24 protein-coding genes are annotated in these 21491 nt (G+C 58.3%); 12 read left to right on the forward strand and 12 right to left on the reverse strand.

Features of this window, described 5'->3' with window-relative positions; genetic code table 11:
• Positions 1 to 26 precede the first annotated feature (26 nt).
• Together RSK20926_RS02385 and RSK20926_RS02390 are read right to left on the reverse strand one after the other, a co-directional pair.
• A complete protein-coding gene (locus RSK20926_RS02385; RefSeq protein ID WP_008204154.1) occupies positions 27 to 278 on the reverse strand; it encodes a hypothetical protein in 252 nt (83 codons plus the stop codon).
• 196 nt (positions 279 to 474) lie between these two features.
• On the reverse strand, positions 475 to 1119 hold the full coding sequence (locus tag RSK20926_RS02390) for a pyrimidine 5'-nucleotidase (RefSeq protein WP_037253563.1): 645 nt from the start codon (positions 1117 to 1119) through the stop codon (positions 475 to 477).
• Positions 1120 to 1330: 211 nt separating this feature from the next.
• On the opposite strand from RSK20926_RS02390, the gene RSK20926_RS02395 reads away from it, so the two are divergent.
• Entirely contained in the window at positions 1331 to 1981 is a 651-nt protein-coding gene (locus RSK20926_RS02395) for a GntR family transcriptional regulator (protein WP_008204156.1), read from the forward strand.
• A gap of 32 nt (positions 1982 to 2013) precedes the next feature.
• Here the strand turns inward: RSK20926_RS02395 and RSK20926_RS02400 are convergent, their stop codons facing one another.
• Positions 2014 to 4035, reverse strand: coding sequence for a glycosyltransferase family 2 protein (locus RSK20926_RS02400; RefSeq protein WP_008204157.1), 2022 nt, complete (start codon positions 4033 to 4035; stop codon positions 2014 to 2016).
• A gap of 172 nt (positions 4036 to 4207) precedes the next feature.
• Complete coding sequence (gene carA, locus RSK20926_RS02405) at positions 4208 to 5368, reverse strand: glutamine-hydrolyzing carbamoyl-phosphate synthase small subunit (protein ID WP_008204158.1); 1161 nt, start codon at positions 5366 to 5368, stop codon at positions 4208 to 4210.
• 207 nt (positions 5369 to 5575) lie between these two features.
• Between carA and RSK20926_RS02410 the strand changes: the two genes are divergently transcribed.
• The 5 genes from RSK20926_RS02410 (at position 5576) to RSK20926_RS02430 (ending at position 10699) form a co-directional block, all read left to right on the forward strand.
• Positions 5576 to 6049 carry a GatB/YqeY domain-containing protein gene (locus RSK20926_RS02410; RefSeq protein WP_008204159.1) on the forward strand — a complete coding sequence of 158 codons (474 nt, stop codon included), beginning with the start codon at positions 5576 to 5578 and terminating at the stop codon, positions 6047 to 6049.
• Positions 6050 to 6668: 619 nt separating this feature from the next.
• Complete coding sequence (locus tag RSK20926_RS02415; RefSeq protein ID WP_008204161.1) at positions 6669 to 7667, forward strand: TRAP transporter substrate-binding protein; 999 nt, start codon at positions 6669 to 6671, stop codon at positions 7665 to 7667.
• A 75-nt stretch (positions 7668 to 7742) separates the two neighbouring features.
• Positions 7743 to 8228 (forward strand): TRAP transporter small permease, encoded by a 486-nt coding sequence (locus tag RSK20926_RS02420; RefSeq protein ID WP_008204162.1) that lies wholly within the window; start codon positions 7743 to 7745, stop codon positions 8226 to 8228.
• A gap of 10 nt (positions 8229 to 8238) precedes the next feature.
• A complete protein-coding gene (locus RSK20926_RS02425; RefSeq protein ID WP_008204163.1) occupies positions 8239 to 9522 on the forward strand; it encodes a TRAP transporter large permease in 1284 nt (427 codons plus the stop codon).
• Positions 9523 to 9553: 31 nt separating this feature from the next.
• Positions 9554 to 10699 (forward strand): alpha-hydroxy acid oxidase, encoded by a 1146-nt coding sequence (locus RSK20926_RS02430; RefSeq protein WP_008204164.1) that lies wholly within the window; start codon positions 9554 to 9556, stop codon positions 10697 to 10699.
• A 33-nt stretch (positions 10700 to 10732) separates the two neighbouring features.
• On the opposite strand, the gene RSK20926_RS02435 is transcribed toward RSK20926_RS02430, so the two are convergent.
• Genes RSK20926_RS02435 through RSK20926_RS02465 form a run of 7 tightly spaced genes read right to left on the reverse strand, consistent with a single transcriptional unit; the run spans position 10733 to position 15600 of the window.
• Positions 10733 to 11137 carry a methylglyoxal synthase gene (locus RSK20926_RS02435; protein ID WP_008204165.1) on the reverse strand — a complete coding sequence of 135 codons (405 nt, stop codon included), beginning with the start codon at positions 11135 to 11137 and terminating at the stop codon, positions 10733 to 10735.
• Positions 11118 to 11633, reverse strand: coding sequence for a 2,4'-dihydroxyacetophenone dioxygenase family protein (locus RSK20926_RS02440; protein WP_008204166.1), 516 nt, complete (start codon positions 11631 to 11633; stop codon positions 11118 to 11120). The genes RSK20926_RS02435 and RSK20926_RS02440 overlap by 20 nt, the downstream gene beginning before the upstream one ends.
• 10 nt (positions 11634 to 11643) lie before the next feature.
• Positions 11644 to 12345 (reverse strand): SDR family NAD(P)-dependent oxidoreductase, encoded by a 702-nt coding sequence (locus RSK20926_RS02445; RefSeq protein ID WP_008204167.1) that lies wholly within the window; start codon positions 12343 to 12345, stop codon positions 11644 to 11646.
• Positions 12342 to 12968: a 2-dehydro-3-deoxy-6-phosphogalactonate aldolase gene (locus tag RSK20926_RS02450; protein ID WP_008204168.1), complete on the reverse strand. Its 627-nt coding sequence runs from the start codon at positions 12966 to 12968 to the stop codon at positions 12342 to 12344. Before RSK20926_RS02450 ends, RSK20926_RS02445 begins: the two co-directional genes overlap by 4 nt.
• Positions 12965 to 13885 (reverse strand): 2-dehydro-3-deoxygalactonokinase, encoded by a 921-nt coding sequence (locus RSK20926_RS02455; protein WP_008204169.1) that lies wholly within the window; start codon positions 13883 to 13885, stop codon positions 12965 to 12967. The genes RSK20926_RS02450 and RSK20926_RS02455 overlap by 4 nt, the downstream gene beginning before the upstream one ends.
• On the reverse strand, positions 13866 to 14555 hold the full coding sequence (locus RSK20926_RS02460) for an RraA family protein (RefSeq protein ID WP_008204170.1): 690 nt from the start codon (positions 14553 to 14555) through the stop codon (positions 13866 to 13868). Before RSK20926_RS02460 ends, RSK20926_RS02455 begins: the two co-directional genes overlap by 20 nt.
• 13 nt (positions 14556 to 14568) lie before the next feature.
• Entirely contained in the window at positions 14569 to 15600 is a 1032-nt protein-coding gene (locus RSK20926_RS02465) for a C-terminal binding protein (RefSeq protein ID WP_008204171.1), read from the reverse strand.
• Between the two features lie 104 nt (positions 15601 to 15704).
• Between RSK20926_RS02465 and RSK20926_RS02470 the strand changes: the two genes are divergently transcribed.
• The gene (locus RSK20926_RS02470; protein WP_008204172.1) at positions 15705 to 16373 is read left to right on the forward strand and encodes a GntR family transcriptional regulator; all 669 of its coding nucleotides are present in this window, start codon (positions 15705 to 15707) and stop codon (positions 16371 to 16373) included.
• Positions 16374 to 16646: 273 nt separating this feature from the next.
• On the opposite strand, the gene RSK20926_RS02475 is transcribed toward RSK20926_RS02470, so the two are convergent.
• Positions 16647 to 17177, reverse strand: a complete 531-nt coding sequence (locus RSK20926_RS02475) for a TetR/AcrR family transcriptional regulator (RefSeq protein WP_232281832.1) — start codon at positions 17175 to 17177, stop codon at positions 16647 to 16649.
• Between the two features lie 113 nt (positions 17178 to 17290).
• Here RSK20926_RS02475 and RSK20926_RS02480 point away from each other — a divergent pair, with 113 nt between their 5' ends.
• From RSK20926_RS02480 to RSK20926_RS02500, 5 genes are read left to right on the forward strand one after another with little or no spacing between them, the layout of a single operon-like run.
• Positions 17291 to 17992, forward strand: coding sequence for a type 1 glutamine amidotransferase domain-containing protein (locus RSK20926_RS02480; RefSeq protein ID WP_008204174.1), 702 nt, complete (start codon positions 17291 to 17293; stop codon positions 17990 to 17992).
• Between the two features lie 57 nt (positions 17993 to 18049).
• On the forward strand, positions 18050 to 19030 hold the full coding sequence (locus RSK20926_RS02485) for an MBL fold metallo-hydrolase (RefSeq protein WP_008204175.1): 981 nt from the start codon (positions 18050 to 18052) through the stop codon (positions 19028 to 19030).
• Positions 19031 to 19044: 14 nt separating this feature from the next.
• Entirely contained in the window at positions 19045 to 19719 is a 675-nt protein-coding gene (locus RSK20926_RS02490; protein WP_008204176.1) for a cupin domain-containing protein, read from the forward strand.
• A gap of 4 nt (positions 19720 to 19723) precedes the next feature.
• The gene (locus RSK20926_RS02495; RefSeq protein ID WP_008204177.1) at positions 19724 to 20398 is read left to right on the forward strand and encodes an SDR family NAD(P)-dependent oxidoreductase; all 675 of its coding nucleotides are present in this window, start codon (positions 19724 to 19726) and stop codon (positions 20396 to 20398) included.
• Positions 20398 to 21483 carry a flavin monoamine oxidase family protein gene (locus tag RSK20926_RS02500; protein ID WP_008204178.1) on the forward strand — a complete coding sequence of 362 codons (1086 nt, stop codon included), beginning with the start codon at positions 20398 to 20400 and terminating at the stop codon, positions 21481 to 21483. Before RSK20926_RS02495 ends, RSK20926_RS02500 begins: the two co-directional genes overlap by 1 nt.
• The last annotated feature ends 8 nt before the right edge of the window (positions 21484 to 21491 follow it).

The following is a 21491-nucleotide window of genomic DNA, read 5'->3' on the forward strand; positions in this document are numbered from 1 at the left end:
GGAGCGCGACCAGGGCCATTTTGCCCTCAACCGCGCGAAATCGCGATCAGCAGGAGGAACATCACCGGCACCATGGCCAGTGCAGGCAGGTATAGACCGGGGATACCAAAGAGCAGGATGGATGAACCCCAGAGGCTGACCAGAATTACCAGCGCATATTTGAAGTTCTCCGCCTCGCCATAGGCTACTTCTTTGGAGATGCGGCCAACAAAAGGCAGGGCAAAAAGCATGCGTTGCCACAGGGGCAGGCGGGCGGGGAGGGTATAGGCTAGTGCCATCAGCGCGGTCCTTTGTGATCTATCGCAACAGGGCAGCCGCAAAAGGCGCGGCCCAAGCCTGTCCGGCGCTGCATATAGGCGCGAAAAGATCTATTTTGGAGGTCGATTTTGCACAAAGGATGGCTCTCGCCTGCGGCAGAGTGTCCGGCCCGCTGGTCCGCTGCCGCAAAGCACCCCCAAGGGGGCGCAATCGCGATCAGAGCACTTTGGCAAGAAAACCGGAGAGATCGTCGGTGGAGTAGTGAACATGGTCATCCTCATGCGGATCAGGGGCCACATGAACCGTGCGCATACCCATGGCATGAGGAGCCGCCAGGTTGCGCGGGTCATCTTCGAACATGGCGGCGGAAGAAGCCTCTATCCCGGCCTTGCCAAAGATGATGTCAAAGGCTTCGCGCTCGGGCTTGGGACGAAATCCAGCATCCTCGACGCCATAGATGCCATCAAAGAGTCCGCTCAACCCGCGTGCAGCAAGCACTCGCTCTGCGTAGGGCGCGCTGCCATTGGTATAGACGATGCGCTTGCCCGGCAGGTCTTTGATCCGGGCGGCCAGCTCACGGTCTTCTTCCAGATGATCCAGGGAAATATCATGCACGGCCTCAAGGTAGGGCAGGGGGTCCATGTCATGTTCGCGCATCAAGCCGGCCAGGGTGGTGCCGTGGTCACGCCAATAGCTGCTGCGCAGGCGATCAGCCTCTGCCGCATCCACGCCCAGTTCCTCCATGACATAGGAGGTCATCTTTACCTCGATCTGATCGAACAGACGGGCAGAGGGATGATATAGCGTGTTGTCCAGATCAAAGACCCAGTGACGAACATGAGAGAAAGCGCGTTTGACCATGAGACTGCCATAGGCAAAGCAGAGGGCGGAATCAATGCGTGCTTTGGCGATTTTGGACACAGGCCAAGGCCTGCAATCCGCATATTATCGGCCAATGCCCGGCCAGCGGGCTTGAATGCGCAGGCCTGACCTGTAGGAATATGCCAACCAATGCGCCAGAGGCAGTCCTCTGGGGGAGGTCCTCCCAAAGGGCAGAGATGTGGGAACTGAGATGAACCAAAGCCGCAGCAGTCAAAAAGATGCCTATGCCCTGATCCTGGAAGCGATCGATGTCGGGGTCTATAAGCCCGGTGACCGGCTGGTCGAGAGCGATCTGGCTGAACGCTTTGGCGTCTCTCGCACTCCGATCCGTGAGGCCCTGCAGCGGCTGGAGACGCAATCCCTGCTGGAGCGCGACGGGCGCTCTTTGATTGTGGCCTCGCTGGATCACAATCAGATGGCAGAGCTATACGTGGTCCGCCGGGAGCTGGAAGGGCTGGCCGCGAGCCTGGCCGCACGCCATGCCACCGAAGAGGAAATCCGCGTGCTCAACGAAATGGTGCGCGAGGATGACGCCCTGGTGGACAATCCAACCGAGTTGTCCAAGGCCAACCGGCGCTTTCACGAGCAGATCCACCTAGCCTCCCATAACCGCTATCTGGTGCAGCAGCTCAATCTGGTGCATCGCTCCATGGCGCTGATGGCGACCACCTCGCTGGCGGCAGAAGGGCGTGGCGAAATTGCCCAGTCCGAGCACAAGCGCATCGTGGATGCCATCGAAGCCCGTGACGAAGCCGAAGCGGGGCAGGCGCTAAAGGATCACATTTCGGTCGCCTTCATGACGCGGCTGAAACAGGATGCGGGAAATCGCGGCAAGCAGTGAGCCGAGGCTGCGGCATGGACTGTGCGCTAGCTTCACAAAATGAAGGGCTGACCCGGGCGAGGTTCACGGTCTGCGGGGTGTCCCATAGGTACCTCTGGTGCGTGCAACCCGTGTGAGGTCTTGTCCCAGAATGAAGGGCGCACAAAGAGCTCATAGAGCGCCTTGTAAGAGGCGGCTGCACCCATGGCGAAGTAGAAGGACAGGCAAGGCGACCAAATCGCCAACCCTGGCCTGCCTGTGGCAAAGGCGGCAGCAATGGCAATGGCTACGCCCAGGAGTTCAAAAAAGACGAGGCTCACCGCCGCGAGTGTCACCCCTCCCGCGCCCAAGAGCGGTTCACTGGGATGCTCAAACCCTAGGAAGACCAGCCAGAAGCTCCAGAGAAAGGGGGCCATCAGGAACTGGCCGGTTGTGCCAAGAAAGAAGGCCTGAAATCCCAGAAAGCGCCGCGCCCCGAGTTGGCGCCACAATTGCCGGGGGTCACGCATATGCACCAGATAGGTCGACATAAAACCCTTTAGCCAGCGGGAGCGTTGCCGGGTCCAGGTAGCTACGCTGCAACTGGCCTCCTCATAGGTGACGCAGGAGAGCATCTCTGTGCGGTAGCCCATTCGGCAGAGACGAACCCCGAGGTCAGCGTCTTCGGTTACATTGTGCGCATCCCAGCCGCCCAGATCTTCGAGGACCCGGCGGCGGACAAACATGGTGGTGCCGCCCAGAGGCACCACAAGGCGCAATCGGGCAATACCGGGCAGGATGATGCGAAACCAGCTGGCATATTCCAGGGTGAAGCAGCGGGAAATCCAGTTTACCCGAGGGTTATAGTAATCCAAAACCCCCTGCAGGCAGGCCACTTCGGGTTTAGCCCTGGCAAAGCTGGCCGCCACCTGTTCCAACTGGTCGCTTTGGGGGGAGTCTTCGGCATCCCAGACCCCAATGATCTCTCCCCGGCAGAAGTTCAGCGCATAGTTCATGGCACGAGGCTTGGTGCGTAGATCGCCCCATTCCGGAACTTCAATGATCCGGACCCAATCCGGCAACTGGATTTCTGCCAGGGCAGACTGTGTTGTCTGATCGCCTTCTTCCAATACCAGCAAGACCTCACATCGTTGCTTGGGGTAGGTGAGGCGCAGAATGCGGCGCAGAAGGGCCTGGCTGATTTCAGCCTCTTGGTAGAGGGGGACAAGCACAGATATCACCGGGAGTGAAGCGCGACTTTCCTGTGACAGCGCAGAGGCCCTTGGCCGCGACGGCCCGCGGAGCCAGGCAGAAACCCCAGCCAGTTTGAGCAGGGTAAACAGGCCAAGGAGGGATGCTGCCAGAAGACAGAAGGCGGTGAAGAGCACTCTGGGGTAGATGATTGCAAGACAGGCCAATGTGCTGAGGGGAAGGTAGTGCAGCAGGCTCTCGGGGTGTTTTAGCAGTGAGCGGGCGCTTAGCAGGTTCGGCAGGCTGAAGTTGGCCTGCTGCGCCAAGCGAAAGCGGAAATAGAGCCAAAGGTGATGCGTGATCTGACTCTGGGGCGCAAGGACGGGGACAAAAGGGCCAAAGACAGCCTCTAGTTTAGGGCGGCAGATTTCTGCGGTTTCGGCATCCGCAAAGGCAATCAGCAGCGTATCCCCCAGTTGCAGCCAGGGCATGGCCTGATTGCGGATCCAGTAAGAGGCGGGCAAGCTGTCCATCAAGGGTCGCGCAGGCCTGCTGCCGCTCAGGTCGACCCGACGCAGCGAAAGATGTTCGGGATCCGGTGGTGACGCGCGTTGAAATCCGGAGCCGTTCCACCGCAGGGTTTGCTCCAGGGCTGTGGCGTTTCTGACGGCGCGTTTGGCTTTTTTGGTCGGGGCGTTCTGCGCTGCTTTAGCATGCTGGGACAGGATAAGCCGCCGCAGTGCGGCTTGAGATGGATCTTGTGACGGATTTTCCGGGGTGTAATCCGACGTGTTTTCCGATTTGGTTTCTGAATCGTTCTTGGTCGCGTGGTTGGCAGGTCCGCGCGAGGCTTGAGGATGATGAATCTGGCGCATAAGGAACCGGCGGAACTGTGGTTCACGCATGGTTTGCTCCAATGAAAAAAGCCTTGGATGTGATAAGCACCCAAGGCTTTGTCCGGAGTCTTAATAATACGTTAAGCCTGCCTTCCGATTGCCACAAGCGATCGGATATTAATCAGGTCTTAACGGCCGTCAGGAAAAGCTTCACGAGTCTTTTGCGAGTCTTTTCTTGGCCTTATGCGGCCTTGCGATTCGCCATGGCTTCGGCGAATCGTTCAAACAGATAGAAACTGTCCTGCGGGCCGGGGCTGGCTTCGGGGTGATGCTGAACCGAGTAGACTGGCCGGTCCGACATGCGGATGCCGCAGTTGGAGCCGTCAAACAGCGAGACATGGGTTTCTTCCACCCCTTCCGGCAGGCTTTGGGCGTCCACCGCAAAGCCATGGTTCATCGAGGTGATCTCCACCTTGCCAGTGCTGTGTTCCTTGACCGGGTGGTTGGCGCCATGATGGCCGTGGTTCATCTTGATGGTCTTGCCACCAAGCGCCAGGGCCAGCATCTGATGACCGAGGCAAATGCCAAAGACCGGCAGGTCCTTTTTCAGGACTTCCTGGATCATCGGAACGGCATATTCGCCAGTGGCTGCCGGATCGCCGGGGCCGTTGGACAGGAAAACACCATCGGGACTATGGGCCAGTACCTCTTCGGCTGTGGCAGTGGCGGGCAATACGGTCACGTCGCAGCCGGCACTTGCCAGGCAGCGCAGGATGTTGCGCTTGGCGCCGTAGTCGATGGCTACAACCTTGTGCAAGGGGGCTTCCTGACGGGGGTAGCCGTCGGGCCAGGCCCAGCGCATCTCATCCCAGCGGTAGCTTTGGGTGCAGGTCACTTCCTTGGCCAGATCCATACCCTCGAGGCCGGGCCAGGCGCGCGCCTCTGCAACCAGGGCCTCGACGTCGAAATTGCCCTCGGGATCATGGGCCAGGGCGACATGCGGCGCGCCCTGCTGGCGGATCGCGCGGGTCAGGCGGCGGGTATCGATGCCGCCGATGGCGATGCGGCCGGTGCGGGTGAGCCATTCCTTCAGCTCTTCGGTGGCGCGCCAGTTGGACGACTGGGTCGGGTCCCATTTCACCACCATGCCGGCCGCGACAGGATCGGCGGTTTCGTCATCTTCGGGTGTGACGCCGGTATTGCCGATATGGGGGAAGGTGAAGGTGACGATCTGTCCTGCATAAGAGGGATCGGTCATGATCTCCTGATAGCCGGTCATTGCGGTGTTAAAGCAAAGCTCTGCAACGCATCGCCCGGTGGCGCCAAATCCGGTGCCATAGAATACGGTGCCATCGGCAAGCGCCAGGCATGCGGTTGGCTTGGACGGGGCGGTGTCGGCCATGACGAGTCTCTCCTGCGGTGAAATTCACCGGCTTTTAGGGGGCGCTGGCTGCCGGGTCAAGCCTGCGTTGCCGCCAATGGGCCAAAGCTCGCCCTCCTGCCTTCCTGGGTGCTTGCCCTGGGGGCAGTCAGTGGTAGCGCTCGCTTGAAATGCCGCGCCAGTTTGTCTAGAGGTTCAAATTCCGGTTCCTCTGAATGGAAAGAGAAAATGGATACGCGAACCCAGGTCAACCAGGCCCTGAAACAGGCAATGAAGGATAAGGCGGCCTCTCGGCTGGCCACTCTGCGCCTGATCAATGCAGCGATCAAAGATAAGGAGATTGCGGCCCGCGGCGAAGATGGTGAGACCGTGATCGGGGATGCGGAAGTTCTGGCGATCCTTGGCAAAATGACCAAGCAGCGCAACGAAAGTGCCCGCGCCTATGAAGAAGGCGGTCGCCTGGATCTGGCAGAGCGGGAACTGGCGGAGATCGCCATCATAGAAGAATTCCTGCCCAAGCAGCTGGACGAAGAGGAAGTGCGCGCCGCAGTGAAGACTGCGGTTGGCGAAGTGGGCGCCGAATCGATCCGCGACATGGGCAAGGTCATGGGTGCCTTGAAGGCCAAATACACCGGTCAGATGGATTTCGGCAAAGTCGGTCCAATGGTCAAGGATGAGCTCTGCAAAGAGGGTGGTTGCTGAGGCTTCAGCGGCTGGCGCAATATGGTTGGAAATCAGGGGATCCGCGCTGCGGGTCCTTTTTTGTTGGCCAAAGCCTGCTTTGAGCCCAACTTGTTCCTTGGTTTCCATCGCTGCGAGCGCTCGTAGTGTTAGAATTGCTGTGTGCGCAAGAATTTTGGTGGTGCTAATCAACAGAGTGAGCGGTCATTCATGCAGCTCGCAGCGGGATCACCCTACCCCCTGGAAACACAATTCGTGGGAGGAGATGCGGCTTGTCTGGACCACTATCGTTGAGGCTAGAAAGCGCTCTCGCTCGCAGCATGGTTCTCTCAGCAACGCCGCCTGGGTAAGGGCGCGACCATTCGAGATCGCGATCGAGTTCGATTGAAAGAGAGTGGCAGATTGCCGCGTACACAATCCCAGTCAAGTGTCAAAACCCCCTGCAATTAGCTGCTCAACTTCGAGCCCTTTGCCTGGGTAACGCATCTTTCCGTCTATTTTTGAAAAGCCGGATCCATCTCTCTTGCTTCCAAAATCCAACAACTTGAACGCAAACGCAGACGGCCAATTCGGTGTTGCTTCACCCTCTGGCATCTGATATCTCAGATGTCAGAGGGAATCTGGTTCAAGGGAGGAAACCATGTTTAGTAAACCCGCAATCGCGCTTGGTGCGGTTCTGTCGGCAGGCCTTGCACTCGCTGCATCGGCTGAAACAGTCATCAAAATAGGCCACGGTGCCGCTGAAACGTTCCACATGCACCGAGCGTTGCTGAAATTCGAGGAGTTGGTCGAGGCCGGTTCGGGCGGGGAAATCGATGTCCAGATCTTCCCGTCCTCCCAAATGGGGCCTGACCGTGAAATGATCGAAGGCGTTCAGACTGGTGTTCTGGAGATGGCCATTCCGCCATCATCCTTCTTTGCGGGTTGGGATCCTGCATTCGCCGTCATCGAACTTCCTTACATGTACGCCTCAAAGGATATTGCCTTTGACGTGCTCGACAGTGAAGCAGGTGATGGCATGCTCGCACGGGTCGAGGATCAGGGCCTGGTCGGGCTGGGCTGGCTGGAACTGGGGGTGCGCAATGTCACCAACAATATCCGCCCGATTACCTCTCCGGCGGACCTGGAAGGTATCAAGCTGAGAACAATGAAGGTCCCGGCTCATGTGGCGACCTTCGAGACTCTCGGGGCCAACCCCACGCCTATGAATTTTGGCGAGGTATATTCCGCCCTTCAGCAGGGGGTGATTGACGGGCAGGAGAATCCGCTGGCGATCATCACGTCGCAACGGTTCTACGAAGTTCAGAAATTCCTTTCCACAACGGGCCATGTTTTTGCCGTCTATATGCCGGTCGTTTCCAAGCCGTTCTTTGACAGCCTATCAGAAGAGCACCAGCAGCTGATCCGTGAATCCATGGCGGCTGCACGTGCTCACCAGGCAGAACTGGTTGCATCAGAAGATGCGGCACAGCTGGAGAAAATTCGGTCTGCAGGCGTCGAAGTCCTCGAGTTGACCGCCGAGCAGCGGCAGGCCTTTGCCGATCAGACCGAAAGCGTGCGTTTGCAGTACCGCGAGGAAGTTGGCGCCGGGAACTATGATGCCTGGGTTGCTGCGGTAAGTGCCGCAAGCGGCAACTGATGGCCGCTTAGAACTGCCGTAGACTGGTGCCCGCGTTGTCCACACGGGCACCAGCCGTTCCTTGGGAGGGGAAACATGTCGGGTTTGAAATGGCTGGATAAGAACGCGGAGAAGGTCTTCGCAAGCTTGCTTTTGGCCGCAATTGTGCTGCTGATCTCTGGCAACGTCTTTATGCGCTATATTATGAATGCCTCTCTTTCCTGGGGTGAGGAACTGACGCTTTGGCTCTTCGTCTGGTTTGTCTGGATCGGGGTCAGTTACGCTTTTCATACGGGTGATCACGTCCGCATCACCGTGCTGCGGGATGTGCTGAGCAAGCGCTCACGCCTCATCGCAGACAGCATCATCGCCATCCTGGTGCTCGGGTTTCTGCTGGCACTGGCATATGAGTGCATCAAGCTGATCCGCATGCCCTTTATCACAAGCCAGACTTCGGTGGTTCTGGGGCTTCCCATCCCAATTCTCTATGCTTCGGCGCCGGTTGGAGCAGTCCTGTCAGCAATCCGCGTCATTCAGCATTTGTTTCGAACCTTGCGCCTGATAGCGCACAGCAAGGCATGAGGGGGACATCATGCTCGCCACTACTCTTTTTCTGACGCTTTTTGCGCTTCTGCTGTTCAGTGTTCCGATCGGCATTTGCCTTGGTCTGGCTACGATGACCGTCATGGTTTTTGTCGACGGCACCCCGCCGATGGTTCTGCTGGCGCGATCGGTCGTGACAGGCGCAGATTCATTCCCGTTGATCGCAGTCCCCTTGTTCATTCTGGCCGGTGACCTGATGCAGCATGGCGGCATGTCCCGCCGTATCGTTGGCTTCGCCAATGCTCTTATCGGACATATTCGCGGCGGGCTTGCCTATGTGAATGTCTTGGCTTGCGTGTTCTTTGCGGCCATTTCCGGATCCTCACCTGCAACCGTCGCCGCCATCGGATCGAACATGATCCCGGAGATGGAAAAAGTTGGCTACACCCGGCGCTTCAGCGGCGCACTGACGGCCTCTTCCGGGATGATTGGCGTGATGATCCCGCCCAGCATCCCGTTCATCATCTATGGGGTTACCGCCGAGGTTTCGATTGGGAAGCTGTTTCTCGCTGGTGTCGTTCCCGGCATTCTCTTTGCTCTGATGTTCATGCTGGTTGCGCGTATCCTGTTGCGCAACGACGTGATGGTGCAGGAGTCCACCACCACGTTTTCCGGTGCCGGTGTCTGGCAGAGTTTTCGGAGTTCGATTTGGGCACTGCTTGTTCCAGGCATCATCCTGGGCGGGATTTATACAGGCATCTTCACCCCCACGGAAGCAGGCGCCGTCGCCGTTGTCTATGCAGCACTCATTGGGATTTTTGTCTATCGCGACATCACCGTAAAAGACCTGCCTGAAATCCTTGCCGGCAGTGCCAGAACCAGCGGCACCATTCTGGTTCTGGTGGTCATGGCAACCGCATTTGGCAGGCTGATCACCCTAGCGCGCATCCCATCGGAGCTGGCAGCAGCGATCACCAGCCTGTCAGACAACCCGATCATGATCCTGCTGCTGATCAATCTGCTGCTGCTGGTAATCGGCATGTTCATGGAAACGATTTCTTCGATCATCATAATGACGCCGATCCTGTTGCCGGTTGCGACTGCTCTGGGTGTCGACCCGATAGTCTTTGGCGTCATTCTGGCGGTCAATCTAGCCATCGGTTTCTGCACACCTCCCCTGGGCGTAAACCTGTTCGTGGCCAGCAGTATCTCGAAGATTTCCATCGAGCAGCTTAGCCGGGCCATCCTGCCCTTCTTTGCCGGCATGCTGATCCTGCTGATCCTGGTCACCTATGTACCGGCCATTTCGCTTGCACTGCCGTCGCTGTGGTAAAACCTTCACTCAATAACATGGCGTACCGCTAATGGACCTAGACCTGTCACACCCCTCAATCGAAGACCTGCGGCGGGCGGCGCAAAAGCGGATACCGAAATTCGCTTTCGAGTATCTCGACAGCGCAACCGGCCGTGAATTGGGGCTCAAGGTGAACCGTGACGCGCTTGATGCGGTCGGCTTCATGCCGAGCGTCCTATGTGGTCGGACAAAGGCCAATCTGCAAACAAATTTGCTTGGTCAGTGCTATGACCTGCCCTTCGGGATTGCACCGGTCGGCATGTCCGGCCTGATGTGGGCCGGCGCAGAGCGTATGCTGGCGCAGGCTGCTGTTGCGCACAACATACCGTTTTCGCTGTCCAGCGTGGCGGTAGCGTCACCGGAGGATGTTTCACCCTATATCGGTCAGAACGGATGGTTTCAGCACTACCCGGTGAATTCGGCCGACCTGCGCCGCAAGATGCTGCCCCGGATCAAGGCAGCCGGGTTTCACACGCTCATCATCACCGTCGATGTCCCGGAAGAAAGCAGGCGCGAGCGTCAGAGGCGGGCAAACCTGACAGTGCCGCCAAAAACCGACCTCAGGACGCTGACCGAAATGGCGGCAAGGCCGACCTGGTGCCTGGCACATCTGCGCGAAGGCATCATACCGCGCATGAGGTTCTTTGACGACTATGTGCCGCAACGCGGCCGGGAAAGCTTCACCCATGCCGGTGCCCTCATTCGGGGTATCCCGGATTGGCGATACCTGCAGGAACTGCGCGGCGAATGGGATGGGCATCTGATCGTCAAAGGGGTGCTGCGGCCAGAAGACGCTCAGCGCATGGTGGATCTTGGTGCAGATTGCATCTGGGTGTCTAACCATTCAGGCCGCCAATTCGAAGCCGGGCCAGCCGTCATCGATCAACTGCCGAAAATCCGCGAGGCCGTTGGACCGGACGTCCCGCTCATCTATGACTCCGGCATCGCCTGGGGGCTGGATATCATGCGGGCCCTGGCTAAGGGTGCGAATTTCGTTATGGTTGGCCGCGCGTTTCAGTATGCCGTCGCGGCATTCGGAGCCAAGGGCATCGACCATCTCGTGCATGTACTGAAGGCGGACGTCGCTGCAAACATGAGCCAGCTGGGAGTTGAACAGCTGGGCCAACTGTCACAATACCTATTAAAGGATAAGTGACCCGGTCGCACGAAGGCCAGCGCTTTGAGCCGGTCAATCTGCAGACTGCTTAAGCAGACTTTCCACAATCAGATCTGCCGTTGAGCGCGAGCAGGCCATCGGCAGATCGTAAACGATTGCAAGACGCGTCAATGCTTTGACATCAACGTCATGCGGCATAGGGGAGAGCGGATCGACGAAGAAGATCAGAGCGTCAAGCCTCTCTTCGCAGATCAATGCGCCGATCTGCTGATCGCCGCCTAGCGGGCCGCTTTTCAAACAGGTGACATCCAACGCCGGGAAGGCTTTTTGAATCCGCCCGCCGGTCGTGCCTGTTGACACGATACGAACTGCCGCCAGGCAGGGCTGATGACGCCCCACCCAGGCTACGAGATCATTTTTTTTGGCATCATGCGCAACAAGCGCAATACAAAACCCGTCAGCGGATGAATTGCTCAACGTAGTCTTCTCCTAGCCCGACTTCCGCAAAGTGTTTCCGGCAGAGATCAATCTTGGTGAAGACATCTTCGTAGCCGGTTACTTCGCCCCAAGGATCTACATAGCACATTACACCATTGACCTGGAAATAGGTGACCATCTCTTCGACATCGTCCGGTACGACAAGCGTGTGTGTTTCCCCCGGCGGCTCGTAGACATAGCCGCCCTCTTCGGCGACCCAGTCATGTTCGAGGTAGTGCCAACGCCCTTTCAGGACAAAGCCGTGGACGGGTTGCGGATGACGATGCCGCGACAGCACCCCAGCTTTTTTGACCTTCAAGAGGTTCATCCAATAGCCTTGCGACCGGTTCAGGCAGAGCGGCCGGAACCAGACATTTTCTGCCTGCGGCACCCAGAGTTTTTCGTCTTCGCTCATGGCGTTGGGGATCACGATTTCTTCCTGCGCGTCCTTCGGGAAGGGCAATTGATAGGGCATGCGGCTCGTGTCTTCGGTCATGTCTTCCTCCTCACATCGCGAGATAACCACCGTCAACCGGGTAAACCGATCCGGTGACAAAGCTGGCATTTTCGCTTAGTAGCCACCGCACTAGCGCGCCGACTTCTTCGGGTTTCCCCCAACGTTTCATTGGGGTGCGCGCCATGATCCCCGCTGTCCGATCCGGGTCGTCGCGCAGGCCTTGGGTCATTTCCGTCTCGATCCATCCCGGGGCGATAGCGTTGACCCGGACGCCATTCTCGGCCCACTTGCCAGCCAGCGCCTTCGTCAACTGGGCGACCCCACCCTTTGAGGCGGAGTAAGCCGGGACCAATGGCCCGCCAAAGGAACTGAGCATAGAGGCTGTATTGACGATGGCCCCGCCTTTTTTCGCCAGTAAAGGATGAGCCGCAAGGCAACAGCGCATAGTGCCGGTCAGGTTCACATCCAAAACCTTAGCAAACACGTCAATGTCGTATTCCCCACCACGCAGAAGAATGCCTGCACAGTTCACCAATGCGTCGAGACGCGACAAATCTCCAAAAACTGCATCAACAGAGTTCTGATCGGTGACATCGAGAAGCCGGAGCGTAATCCCTTTCTGGTTCTCGAAACCGTCCAGTTCAGGCTGGGACACGGATGCGGCGATGACGGACCAGCCTGCCTCGGCCAGAGCCCGTGCGACGCCTGCGCCAATACCCCCTGTGCCGCCAGTTACAAGGACCTGTTTCAATCCAGTTCCTCCCAGGCGCTGACGAAGGCGCGGGCGCGCCTAGCGATATCATCCAGTGCATAGCTCGGTTTGAACAGTGCTGACCCAAGACCATACCCGTCCACACCCGCTGCGTGATACGGGGCCATCGTTTCGGGTGTGATCCCGCCTACCGCCGCCACGACAGCATTTTTTGGCAGCACGGCGCGCATGGCTGCGATGGCTGCCGGAGGCACCAGTTCCGCCGGAAAAAACTTGAGCACAGAGGCGCCGATATCCAGTGCCGCAAACGCCTCGGATGGGGTCATGACGCCCGGGCACCAATATAGCCCGCGGGAAACGGCCTTGCGCCCGACGTCAGGATTCATGTTCGGCGACACGATGATCCGCCCACCCGCGTCAGCGACAGCCTCGACTTGATCCACTGTCAGAACGGTGCCTGCGCCGACAATGGCCGTCTGCCCGTGGTGCTGCGCGATAAATTCGATCGACGAGAGCGGTTCAGGAGAGTTCAGAGGAACCTCGATAATCCGAAAGCCAGTCTCGACAAGCGTGTCCGCTACGGGCAGAGCGTTCTCCGTCTCCAGCCCTCTCAGGATCGCAATCAGCGCATTCCGAGAGAGTGCGGTCGCGAGATCTATCATCCAACCACCCCCGCGGCCCGGGCAATATGGAAATGTCCTTTTGCAACAATGTCATCAGGCGCATGTCTGCTTTCGTAGCCAGCGGTATTAAGTGCAATTTCGTATCGCTCTGACAAATCGCTTCGTCCTACAATGGTGATTGGGCCAAGACCTTCGGCGTCAGCCGTTGCAGCAGCGACTTCGGTCCCGATCAGCAATCCTGACATGTAGTCCGCCGCCGCAGCATCTGGGATTTTCCCCATCAGAGGAAGTGTGCGGACATGAAAGAGGCCGTGAAGCAGGTTTGACTGCCCTTCGAGCCCCGCTTTTACACCCATCACGAACGCCTCTTTGCTGAAGGCATTGTCTTTCATCAAGGTGCCAAGGATCGTGTGCCCTTTCAAAGCGGCAAAAACCTCGCCCGTCATATAGGTCGAGAAGTCCTTGATCTCTCCTTCCGCGACCTGAACCCACTTGCTGTGCGTTCCCGGCATCACAAATGTGCCGCCGCTCAAACCAAGCGAGGAGGCCCCGATAATCTGGGTCTCTTCACCACGCATAACGTCCGGCCCTCCTGTGTCCTCGGTTGAGGCGCCGGTGACAAAGTGGATGCGCGTGCCATTTGCCGCCTTATGCAGGACCAGAGAGCGAGCCAGATCACCCGCACTCAACGGCATTTCAGCATAGGGTGTTTCCACCCAGCCGTTCCGGCTGGTGATCATGCCAGATGCCATGACCGGAAGATCAGTACTGGCAACCCAGGGAGCAATGAGACGGTCAAGGACCTCCTCAAAAGCATGGCCATCGATCTGCATGATGCCCTCGGAGGACGCCACACTGTCGATCACCTCACCATCCGCAGCTATGAGAAAAGCACGGAGCGATGACGTCCCCCAGTCCACGCCGATCAGGGCGGGTTCAGATACGGCCGAATTCATTCAGCAGATCCTCTACGGTTTTGCCCTGAGCAACCCATTCGCGGGTCTTTTCTTCGCGGTCCGCCTGCTCCTGAGCCAGACGCACGGTTTCTTCGGCGATTTCCTGAGGAACCACCACGACGCCCATCAGGTCGGCAACAATGAAATCACCGGGGTTCACCACGACGCCACCACAGGCGATCGGCACATTGATCGACAGCTCTTCCTTGCGTTCGGAGAACATCGTGTGGGTGCCGCGCGGCGTGATTGCGCGAGTCCAGATCGGCCAGTTGATGTCTTCCAGCTCGTCCGTGTCGCGCCCGGTGCCATCGACAATCATGCCGCGGATGCCACGGTTCTTGGCCAGGCCACCCATCAGGCCGCCGCAGACAGAGGTTTGCTGATCCCCGCCCGCATCTACAACGATCACATCGCCGGGCTGGGCCATTTCAAGCGCCTTCAAAGGATCTACGAGGTCGCCTTTTGACAGTTGCACTGTCACGGCCTGACCAGTCACTTTTGCGCGGAACGCCGGCTTGATGGCACTGTCCATGACACCGGTGCGGTATTGCACATCAGCGAAGATGGCGGCTGCGGAATAGGCCTCGAGCACCTTGTCGAACTTCTTCAGCAGCTCCGGGTTGCGCTCAAATTCGTTGAAGACCCTGAGGTCTGTGCTGACGTCTGGCATTTTGTGCCTCCTGTTATACGGTGGATAGGGACAACGCGTCGGCGTTGACGGTGTAATCTGGGTTTTGCCCTGTCAGGACCTTGGCCACCTGCGTGGCTGCTGTGACCCGGGCGGCGAGAATGGATTCTTCGGAGTAATAGGCCGCATGCGGTGTCACGAGCACGTTGGGCAGCGTGAACAGCAGATTGTCATCCGGCGTCCAATTGGCGCGTTTGGCGGGTTCCTCTTCGGGATCGTCGAGGCCTGCCGCAGCAAGGTGCCCCTCGGTCAGCGCCCGGAACAGCGCCTTGTTGTCGACCGTGGGTCCACGCCCGGTGTTCACCAGGATGGCCCCCGGTTTCATTGCCGCGAATTCGGCATCGGACAGGAAGTGATGCGTGTCCGGAGTCATCGGCGCCTGCATCAGAATGTAATCGGACCGCGCCAGCAGCTCTGGCTTGCCCACAAGCTCAACACCAAGTTTCGCGGCGGCTTCGCCCGGCAGGAAAGGGTCATAAGCGATGACATTCACGCCAAAGGCCCGCGCGCGCGCTGCAATGGCCTGGCCTATCTTGCCAAGCGAAACGACACCCATAGTGCGTCCGCGCAGGCGATGTACGGGTTGGCCGCTCTGCCATTGCCATAATCCTGCGTGGGTTGCGCGGTCATAGTCGGGCAGTTTGCGGGCAAGCGCCAGCCACAGAGCAATCGCGTGATCCGCGACTTCCTCGGTGCAGTAGTTCTGTACATTGGTGACAAGGATGCCTTTGGCGGTTGCAGCGTTCACGTCAACGATATCAACACCGACGCCGTAGCGCGCGATCACTTCGCAGCGCTGCATCCGGGTGATCGTTTCGTGTCCGATCCTGGCATATTGATTCATCATAGCCGCGCAGCGCCGCGCGGCATCGAACAGATCCGTCTCCTTTTTTGCCTGCAAGGCGACGACTTCTGCTCCAGCGGCTTCCAGAATTTCGGTTTCGACACTCACATCGCCGAAATCAAAGTCCGTAATCACAACAAGCGGCCGGTCGCTGCGCGGGGTGAAACTGGCTGTTTTTAACAATGCGGCCCCTCCTTTGCCCGATAACTGATATCTGATATTCCAGATTGCAAGCCGTGGTATATCAGATATTCTGGATGGTGCAACTTGTTTCGAGGTGATCACCCATGGCTTTAGAACGACCAAAATCTCTTCGAGAGCTTGCCTTGGAGTATCTTCGCAAGCGAATTGTCGATGGTACCTTTCAGATGGGACAGGTTTTGTCGGAGCGGAAAATTTCCGAAGAGCTTGGGGTGTCGAAATCTCCGGTGCGGGAAGCACTGGCACAATTGCGTGACGAAGGTTTGGTTCAAATTGAACCCCAAAAAGGCGCGCGCGTGTTCACCCTTACAGTTGATGAGGTGATCCAGATCTGTGACTTCCGCCAGGTGATCGAATGCGCCTCCTTCGAGCTTGCACTGCAAAGAGACCCAGCCGGCCTGGCGGCAGATATTGACAAGATCGTCCTAAAGATGGCTGCCAAAAAGGACACAGGTGATGAAGATGCTTACATCGCGCTCGACAATGAGTTTCACCAGCTCATCTTTGAACATGCCGGAAATGACTATCTGACAGCCAGCTATACGCGTTACGTCGGCAAGATTTCAGCACTTCGCAAACTTCTGTCACAACTTCCAAAACACACGGACCTCTCATTTGATGAGCATAGCGCCATCGCGGAGGCTGTCCGCAAGGGCGACCTTATGGAGGTCAAAGCTTTGCTTGCGGAACACATTGACCGGACCCGGAAAGCTTATACCAAGGCAGCCGACTTGCTGGGCGCGCCTGTCGAGTGAAGCCGCTGATTCCTGCCAAGATAGCGCTGCAACGCGAATAAATTGGCCGTGCGGGTGAGGAATTCTCCCTCTCTTCCCAGCGTGGGGATGCCTGCATTGTTGCGCCAACAGAGCTAATCGCGTGGCAGGAACGGGCAGTGAGACATCAAGATGCCAGTTGAGGGGCTCTGTTGTCGGATTTCGCCGCCTGTCGCAAGAAGATCAACTGCTGAGGCTGGAAGGTCAGGGTGCGGCCGGTCCGGTCCTGTGGGCAGAGGGCAGTCCAATTTGCTCTTAAGCCGCAATGCCGCGCAGGGCAGCTTTTGCAACGATGTCGAAGATCGACCGGTCCTTCGAGGCGGAAGCAACGATCATACCACCCTCTAGGGCCGCTACGATCAGCGCTGCAGTTTCCCTTTCGTTTTCGACGCCGTGTCTGGAGAGCAGTGTTTCCAGCCATGCCTTGTTCATCCCAAAGAATGCCTTTGTCCGCGCGTTGATATTCTCTGACAGGCCAATGGCTTCTGCCCCCATCACTGCGCAGAGGCAGATGGACTCACCCAGCACCAGGGCCTTGGCATAAAGCCCGACAAACGCCTCCAGTGCAGATTGCAGGTTATCCGTGGGGATCTTTTCGAGCTCCGCCTTGAACCGGTCGGCATAGCGCGCAACCAGGGCCTCACCCAGGTCGGGTTTCGTTGGGAAGTGATAATGAACACTGGCGCTTTTGATTCCCACATCTCCGGCCAAATCGCGGAAACTCATCTCTGCAAAGCCCGCACCGCGCACACGTTTCTCGGCGGCTTCAAGAATTTTTTCTTTCATTGTCATGGGGCTAACTCGCATCTGCCTACTGATTGATAGATAGCTGTTGACAGTTTTCAGGTCAATTCCCATTATTCTACCTATCGATAGATAGACGCAAAGGAACTCTGACAATGACTACTGGAAACCAGCAAAAGCGCGTGCTGCTCATCATGTCCTCGGTGGATGAAATGGGCATCTCGGGTAAACAAACCGGCACTTGGTTCACAGAACTGGCGGCGCCCTATTACATCCTGACCGAAGCCGGGTATGAGGTTGTCTTTGCCTCGCCCGAGGGCGGCGCGGCTCCGATTGATCTGCTTTCAATGAAGGCCCCTTTCACAACCGAATACACCGAGCGCTTCTTCAACGACCCGGTGGCAATGTTCGCCGCTCAGAACACCCGCAAGCTTCGTGAGATCGACTATTCGACCTTTGATGCACTCTTCGTGCCTGGCGGCTATGGGCTGATCTGGGATCTGGCAAGCGACAGCTACACGATCAAGATGATCAAGGACTTTTACGAAAGCGGCCGCCCTGTTGCGATGGTTTGCCATGCGCCTGCCATCCTGCGCGACATCAAGCTCTCAAATGGCGAATACCTGGTGAACGGTGTCGATCTGACTGGCTTCAAGAACGAAGAGGACAGCGAAATCGAGCTTCTGCATCACCTCTTGTTCTCGCTTGAGGACGAGTTGAAAGGCCGGGGTGCCAATTACATCAGCAAGGCCAACTGGGAGGCGAATGTTGTTGAGGATGGCGCCTTGATGACCGGCCAAAGCCCTGCCTCCGCGCCACCGCTCGCCGAAGCCCTGAAAGCACGCTTGGCGGCCTAATGAAAACCGCCGGGGTGGTTGCTCAAATTGCCCCGGCACCTCATACGGAGAGAGCCTATGTCCACCGCATTGCAACCTGTCGACAGCGTCGAGATCCTTGTTCTGATCGACAATAAGACCGATGCTTTGTCGAGCCTGCCCGAGGGCTTCACCGATGAATGGGTGAATCTGCACAAAGCGGGGATGGAACAGATTTCCGGCGCAGGCCAGTGCTGCGCCAATCATGGACTGGCGTTGATTATTACCGCGCAGCGCGGCGGCACCAAGCATGTGATGCTCTTTGATGCGGGCCCGGTGGATTTCGCCGTCGAATACAACGCCTCCCGCCTCGGTGCATCCTTTGGCGAGATCGAGGCCATCACGCTGTCGCATGGCCATTGGGACCATGCAGGAGGCATTCCGGCGGCCATCGATCTGATCCGCCAGGGCGGCCAAACTGGCGACCTGCCCGTGTATCTGCATCCCGGCATGTTCCGGAAGCGGGCCTTCCCTCTGTCCACGGGCGAGTTGATCGAGATTCGCGAGATCGCCACGCCAGACGAGCTTTCGGCGCAGGGCGCGATGCCGGTGGTCACAGATCAGCCGCTAAGCGTTCTGGATGACATGTTCTATATCTCCGGTGAAATCCCGCGCGTGACCTCCTACGAGGCCGGCTTTCCGGGACATGTTCAGCGCAACGCAGAAGACACCGGCTGGGAAGATGATCCTCTCCTGATGGACGAACGCTATGTCGCGGTGAATATCGCGGGCAAAGGGCTGGTAGTTTTTTCCGCCTGCTCGCATGCGGGCATCGTCAACGTGCTGCATGCGGCACGGCGGGACTTCCCCGGCGTACCAATCCATGCGCTGACCGGAGGGTTTCACCTGGCGGGCGGCAACGAGCGGATCATCGAAGACACCGTCGCCGACTTCGAGCAGTTCAACATCGGCCTAATCCTGCCGGGGCATTGCACCGGATGGCGGGCGACCAACGCCCTCGAACGCGCCTATGGCGAGCGGGTGGTGCCCATCGCTGTCGGCATGAAGATCCCTCTTTGAAGAAGGTAAGTGACATGGAACTCAACGCAAACTTTGATGAACGCGCTGTGGTGCATTCCGGGCAAGAGCCTTGGATCAGCTCGCCAATGAAGGGCGTGGACCGGCGGATGCTGGACCGGATCGGCGACGAGGTGGCACGCGCCACTACCATCGTGCGCTATGCCCCGGGCAGCTCATTTTCGGCCCACACCCATACTGGGGGCGAGGAATTCCTGGTGCTTGACGGGGTTTTTCAGGACGAGCATGGGGACTTTCCGGCCGGAACCTATGTGCGCAACCCGCCCACGTCTTCGCACACACCAAGCGCGGCAGAGGGGGCAACGATTCTGGTAAAACTCTGGCAGTTCGACCCTGAGGACCGGAGGCAGGTTACAATCGACACCAAGGCGCAAAAGCCGCAGCGGGTATCGGAGGGCGTGGTGGAGATTCCGCTCTTTGAGGATGCGCGTGAGCGGGTCCGGATCGAGATCTGGGAGGCGGGCCAAAGCGTCTCAGCAAGCCACAAAGGGTTCGAGGCCCTGGTGCTCGAAGGCAGTTTTACCGAAGGCGGCGAGAATTTTGTGAAAGAGTCATGGCTGCGACTGCCTGCGGGCATGGATTTGAAGGCGCAAGCGGGCCCTGAAGGCGCGCGTCTCTGGGTGAAATCCGGGCATCTGGCCGAACCGCCGGTTGCCCCGGGTGCGGGGTAGGATCATGTCAAAACCTCTTGCGATCGTGGCCGGTGCCGGTCCGGGCCTTGGGCAAACCGTGGTCTCGTCATTTGGCCAGAACGGGTACACCACTATTGGCCTGAACCGGACTTTGCCCAATGCCGCAGCTTCCACGCTGGCCCTGGACCTGACCAGTCAGAGCCAGACAATGACTAGGCTGCGTGAACTGTTTTGCACCCATGGCGTACCCGAGCTGGTGGTTCACAATACCGCAAAGCTGGTCATTTCCCCCTTCGAGAACACAAGTATCGAGGAATTCGAGGAGACCTGGCGTGCGATGGTGTTATCCGCCGTTAATCTTGCCAAAGTTGTCATGCCTGCAATGGCCAAAGCCGGGGGCGGAACCTTCATCATTTCAGGAGCCACTGCCAGCTTGCGCGGCGGAAAAAACTTCTCAGCATTCGCTTCGGCCAAAGCTGGCTTGCGGGCCCTGGCCCAGTCACTGGCCCGGGAATACGGTCCGAAGGGCGTGCATGTCATACATGTCATTCTTGACGGGATCGTGGACACTGAAACCAGTCGTGCGATGCACGGTCTGGACGCATCGCGCATGTTAAAGCCAGCGGACCTTGCAAGCATCTATCTTGCGCTGGCCAAACAACCCAAATCCACATGGACACATGAATTGGATCTTAGGCCCATGGGGGAGCCATTCTGATGCAGACAGAAGTACTTATCGTTGGCGGCGGCCTGTCGGGCCTCGCCCTTGCCGATCACCTGACCCGGCAAGGCAAAGACTTCCTGCTGGTTGAGGCGCAGGACCGACTGGGCGGGCGCATCATGACCAAAGAGAGCGCCGACGGCCGGTTCGATCTGGGTCCCGCCTGGTTCTGGCCGGGTCAGCCGCGGATTGCGGCGCTGGCCCGGCGGTTCAATATCCAGGTCTTCGAACAGTTCTCAACCGGCGATCTGCTGTTCCAGGATCAAAGCGGAGCGGTCCACCGCGGGCGGGGCTATGCCTCCATGCAGGGATCTTTGCGGCTTGCCGGCGGGATGGGGTCTCTGATCGAGGCATTTTCAAACGTTCTGGACCCGGCGCGGGTGATGATCCGTACTAGGTTCACTGCCGTGGCCTGCAGCCGGGACGGGATCACCGCCACCCTTGACCAGGGCGGCATGGCGTTGACAGTGTCAGCCGGCCAGATCGTGCTGGCCGTGCCGCCGCGTGTCATAGCAGATACGGTCAGGTTCGATCCGGCGCTCAACGCCGCACAGCTTCAATCTCTGAAAGACATGCCCACCTGGATGGCAGGTCAGGCCAAGATTTTGGCTGTCTATGATACCCCCCATTGGCGCAACGCGGGCCTCTCGGGCGATGCGATGAGCCATCGCGGCCCGATGGCCGAAATCCACGATGCCTCTCCGATGGCAGGCGGCCCCTATGCGCTCTTTGGCTTTGTAGGGGTGCCTGCTGGAGCCCGCGCGGCACATAAAGAAGAGGTGATGCAGATGGCCCTTGCACAGCTGATCGCAATGTTCGGCCCGGAGATGGCCAAACCGCGCGATTTGATGCTGCAGGACTGGGCGGCAGTCCTAGAGATCGCCAGACCGCAGGATCAAAAACCGGTCGGCTACCACCCTAACTATGGCTTGCCGCAAGCGTTGCGCCCGCTTGCCGAGCACGGCGTTCACTTCGGCTCGACCGAGACTGCTGAGGTCTTTGGCGGTTTCCTTGAAGGCGCGCTGGAGGCTGCGGAATTCCTGTCTGAGCGCCTGAAGTCAGCAATTGATGCAAAAGTTTAGCCCTCCCT

It is taken from the genome of Roseobacter sp. SK209-2-6, from assembly GCF_000169455.1.
Taxonomy (GTDB): Bacteria; Pseudomonadota; Alphaproteobacteria; order Rhodobacterales; family Rhodobacteraceae; genus Pseudophaeobacter.

What these genes read in the sequence shown, in the direction of transcription:
- RSK20926_RS02400 (WP_008204157.1), bottom strand. Translation starts at nt 4,035, where the DNA reads ATGCGTGAACCACAGTTCCGCCGGTTCCTTATGCGCCAGATTCATCAT.
- RSK20926_RS02480 (WP_008204174.1), top strand. Translation starts at nt 17,291, where the DNA reads ATGACTACTGGAAACCAGCAAAAGCGCGTGCTGCTCATCATGTCCTCG.
- RSK20926_RS02415 (WP_008204161.1), top strand. Translation starts at nt 6,669, where the DNA reads ATGTTTAGTAAACCCGCAATCGCGCTTGGTGCGGTTCTGTCGGCAGGC.
- RSK20926_RS02460 (WP_008204170.1), bottom strand. Translation starts at nt 14,555, where the DNA reads ATGCCAGACGTCAGCACAGACCTCAGGGTCTTCAACGAATTTGAGCGC.
- RSK20926_RS02420 (WP_008204162.1), top strand. Translation starts at nt 7,743, where the DNA reads ATGTCGGGTTTGAAATGGCTGGATAAGAACGCGGAGAAGGTCTTCGCA.
- RSK20926_RS02395 (WP_008204156.1), top strand. Translation starts at nt 1,331, where the DNA reads ATGAACCAAAGCCGCAGCAGTCAAAAAGATGCCTATGCCCTGATCCTG.
- RSK20926_RS02410 (WP_008204159.1), top strand. Translation starts at nt 5,576, where the DNA reads ATGGATACGCGAACCCAGGTCAACCAGGCCCTGAAACAGGCAATGAAG.
- RSK20926_RS02485 (WP_008204175.1), top strand. Translation starts at nt 18,050, where the DNA reads ATGTCCACCGCATTGCAACCTGTCGACAGCGTCGAGATCCTTGTTCTG.
- RSK20926_RS02390 (WP_037253563.1), bottom strand. Translation starts at nt 1,119, where the DNA reads ATGGTCAAACGCGCTTTCTCTCATGTTCGTCACTGGGTCTTTGATCTG.
- RSK20926_RS02475 (WP_232281832.1), bottom strand. Translation starts at nt 17,177, where the DNA reads ATGAAAGAAAAAATTCTTGAAGCCGCCGAGAAACGTGTGCGCGGTGCG.
- RSK20926_RS02425 (WP_008204163.1), top strand. Translation starts at nt 8,239, where the DNA reads ATGCTCGCCACTACTCTTTTTCTGACGCTTTTTGCGCTTCTGCTGTTC.
- RSK20926_RS02455 (WP_008204169.1), bottom strand. Translation starts at nt 13,885, where the DNA reads ATGAATTCGGCCGTATCTGAACCCGCCCTGATCGGCGTGGACTGGGGG.
- RSK20926_RS02385 (WP_008204154.1), bottom strand. Translation starts at nt 278, where the DNA reads ATGGCACTAGCCTATACCCTCCCCGCCCGCCTGCCCCTGTGGCAACGC.
- RSK20926_RS02500 (WP_008204178.1), top strand. Translation starts at nt 20,398, where the DNA reads ATGCAGACAGAAGTACTTATCGTTGGCGGCGGCCTGTCGGGCCTCGCC.
- RSK20926_RS02440 (WP_008204166.1), bottom strand. Translation starts at nt 11,633, where the DNA reads ATGACCGAAGACACGAGCCGCATGCCCTATCAATTGCCCTTCCCGAAG.
- RSK20926_RS02490 (WP_008204176.1), top strand. Translation starts at nt 19,045, where the DNA reads ATGGAACTCAACGCAAACTTTGATGAACGCGCTGTGGTGCATTCCGGG.
- RSK20926_RS02495 (WP_008204177.1), top strand. Translation starts at nt 19,724, where the DNA reads ATGTCAAAACCTCTTGCGATCGTGGCCGGTGCCGGTCCGGGCCTTGGG.
- RSK20926_RS02430 (WP_008204164.1), top strand. Translation starts at nt 9,554, where the DNA reads ATGGACCTAGACCTGTCACACCCCTCAATCGAAGACCTGCGGCGGGCG.
- RSK20926_RS02450 (WP_008204168.1), bottom strand. Translation starts at nt 12,968, where the DNA reads ATGATAGATCTCGCGACCGCACTCTCTCGGAATGCGCTGATTGCGATC.
- carA (WP_008204158.1), bottom strand. Translation starts at nt 5,368, where the DNA reads ATGGCCGACACCGCCCCGTCCAAGCCAACCGCATGCCTGGCGCTTGCC.
- RSK20926_RS02470 (WP_008204172.1), top strand. Translation starts at nt 15,705, where the DNA reads ATGGCTTTAGAACGACCAAAATCTCTTCGAGAGCTTGCCTTGGAGTAT.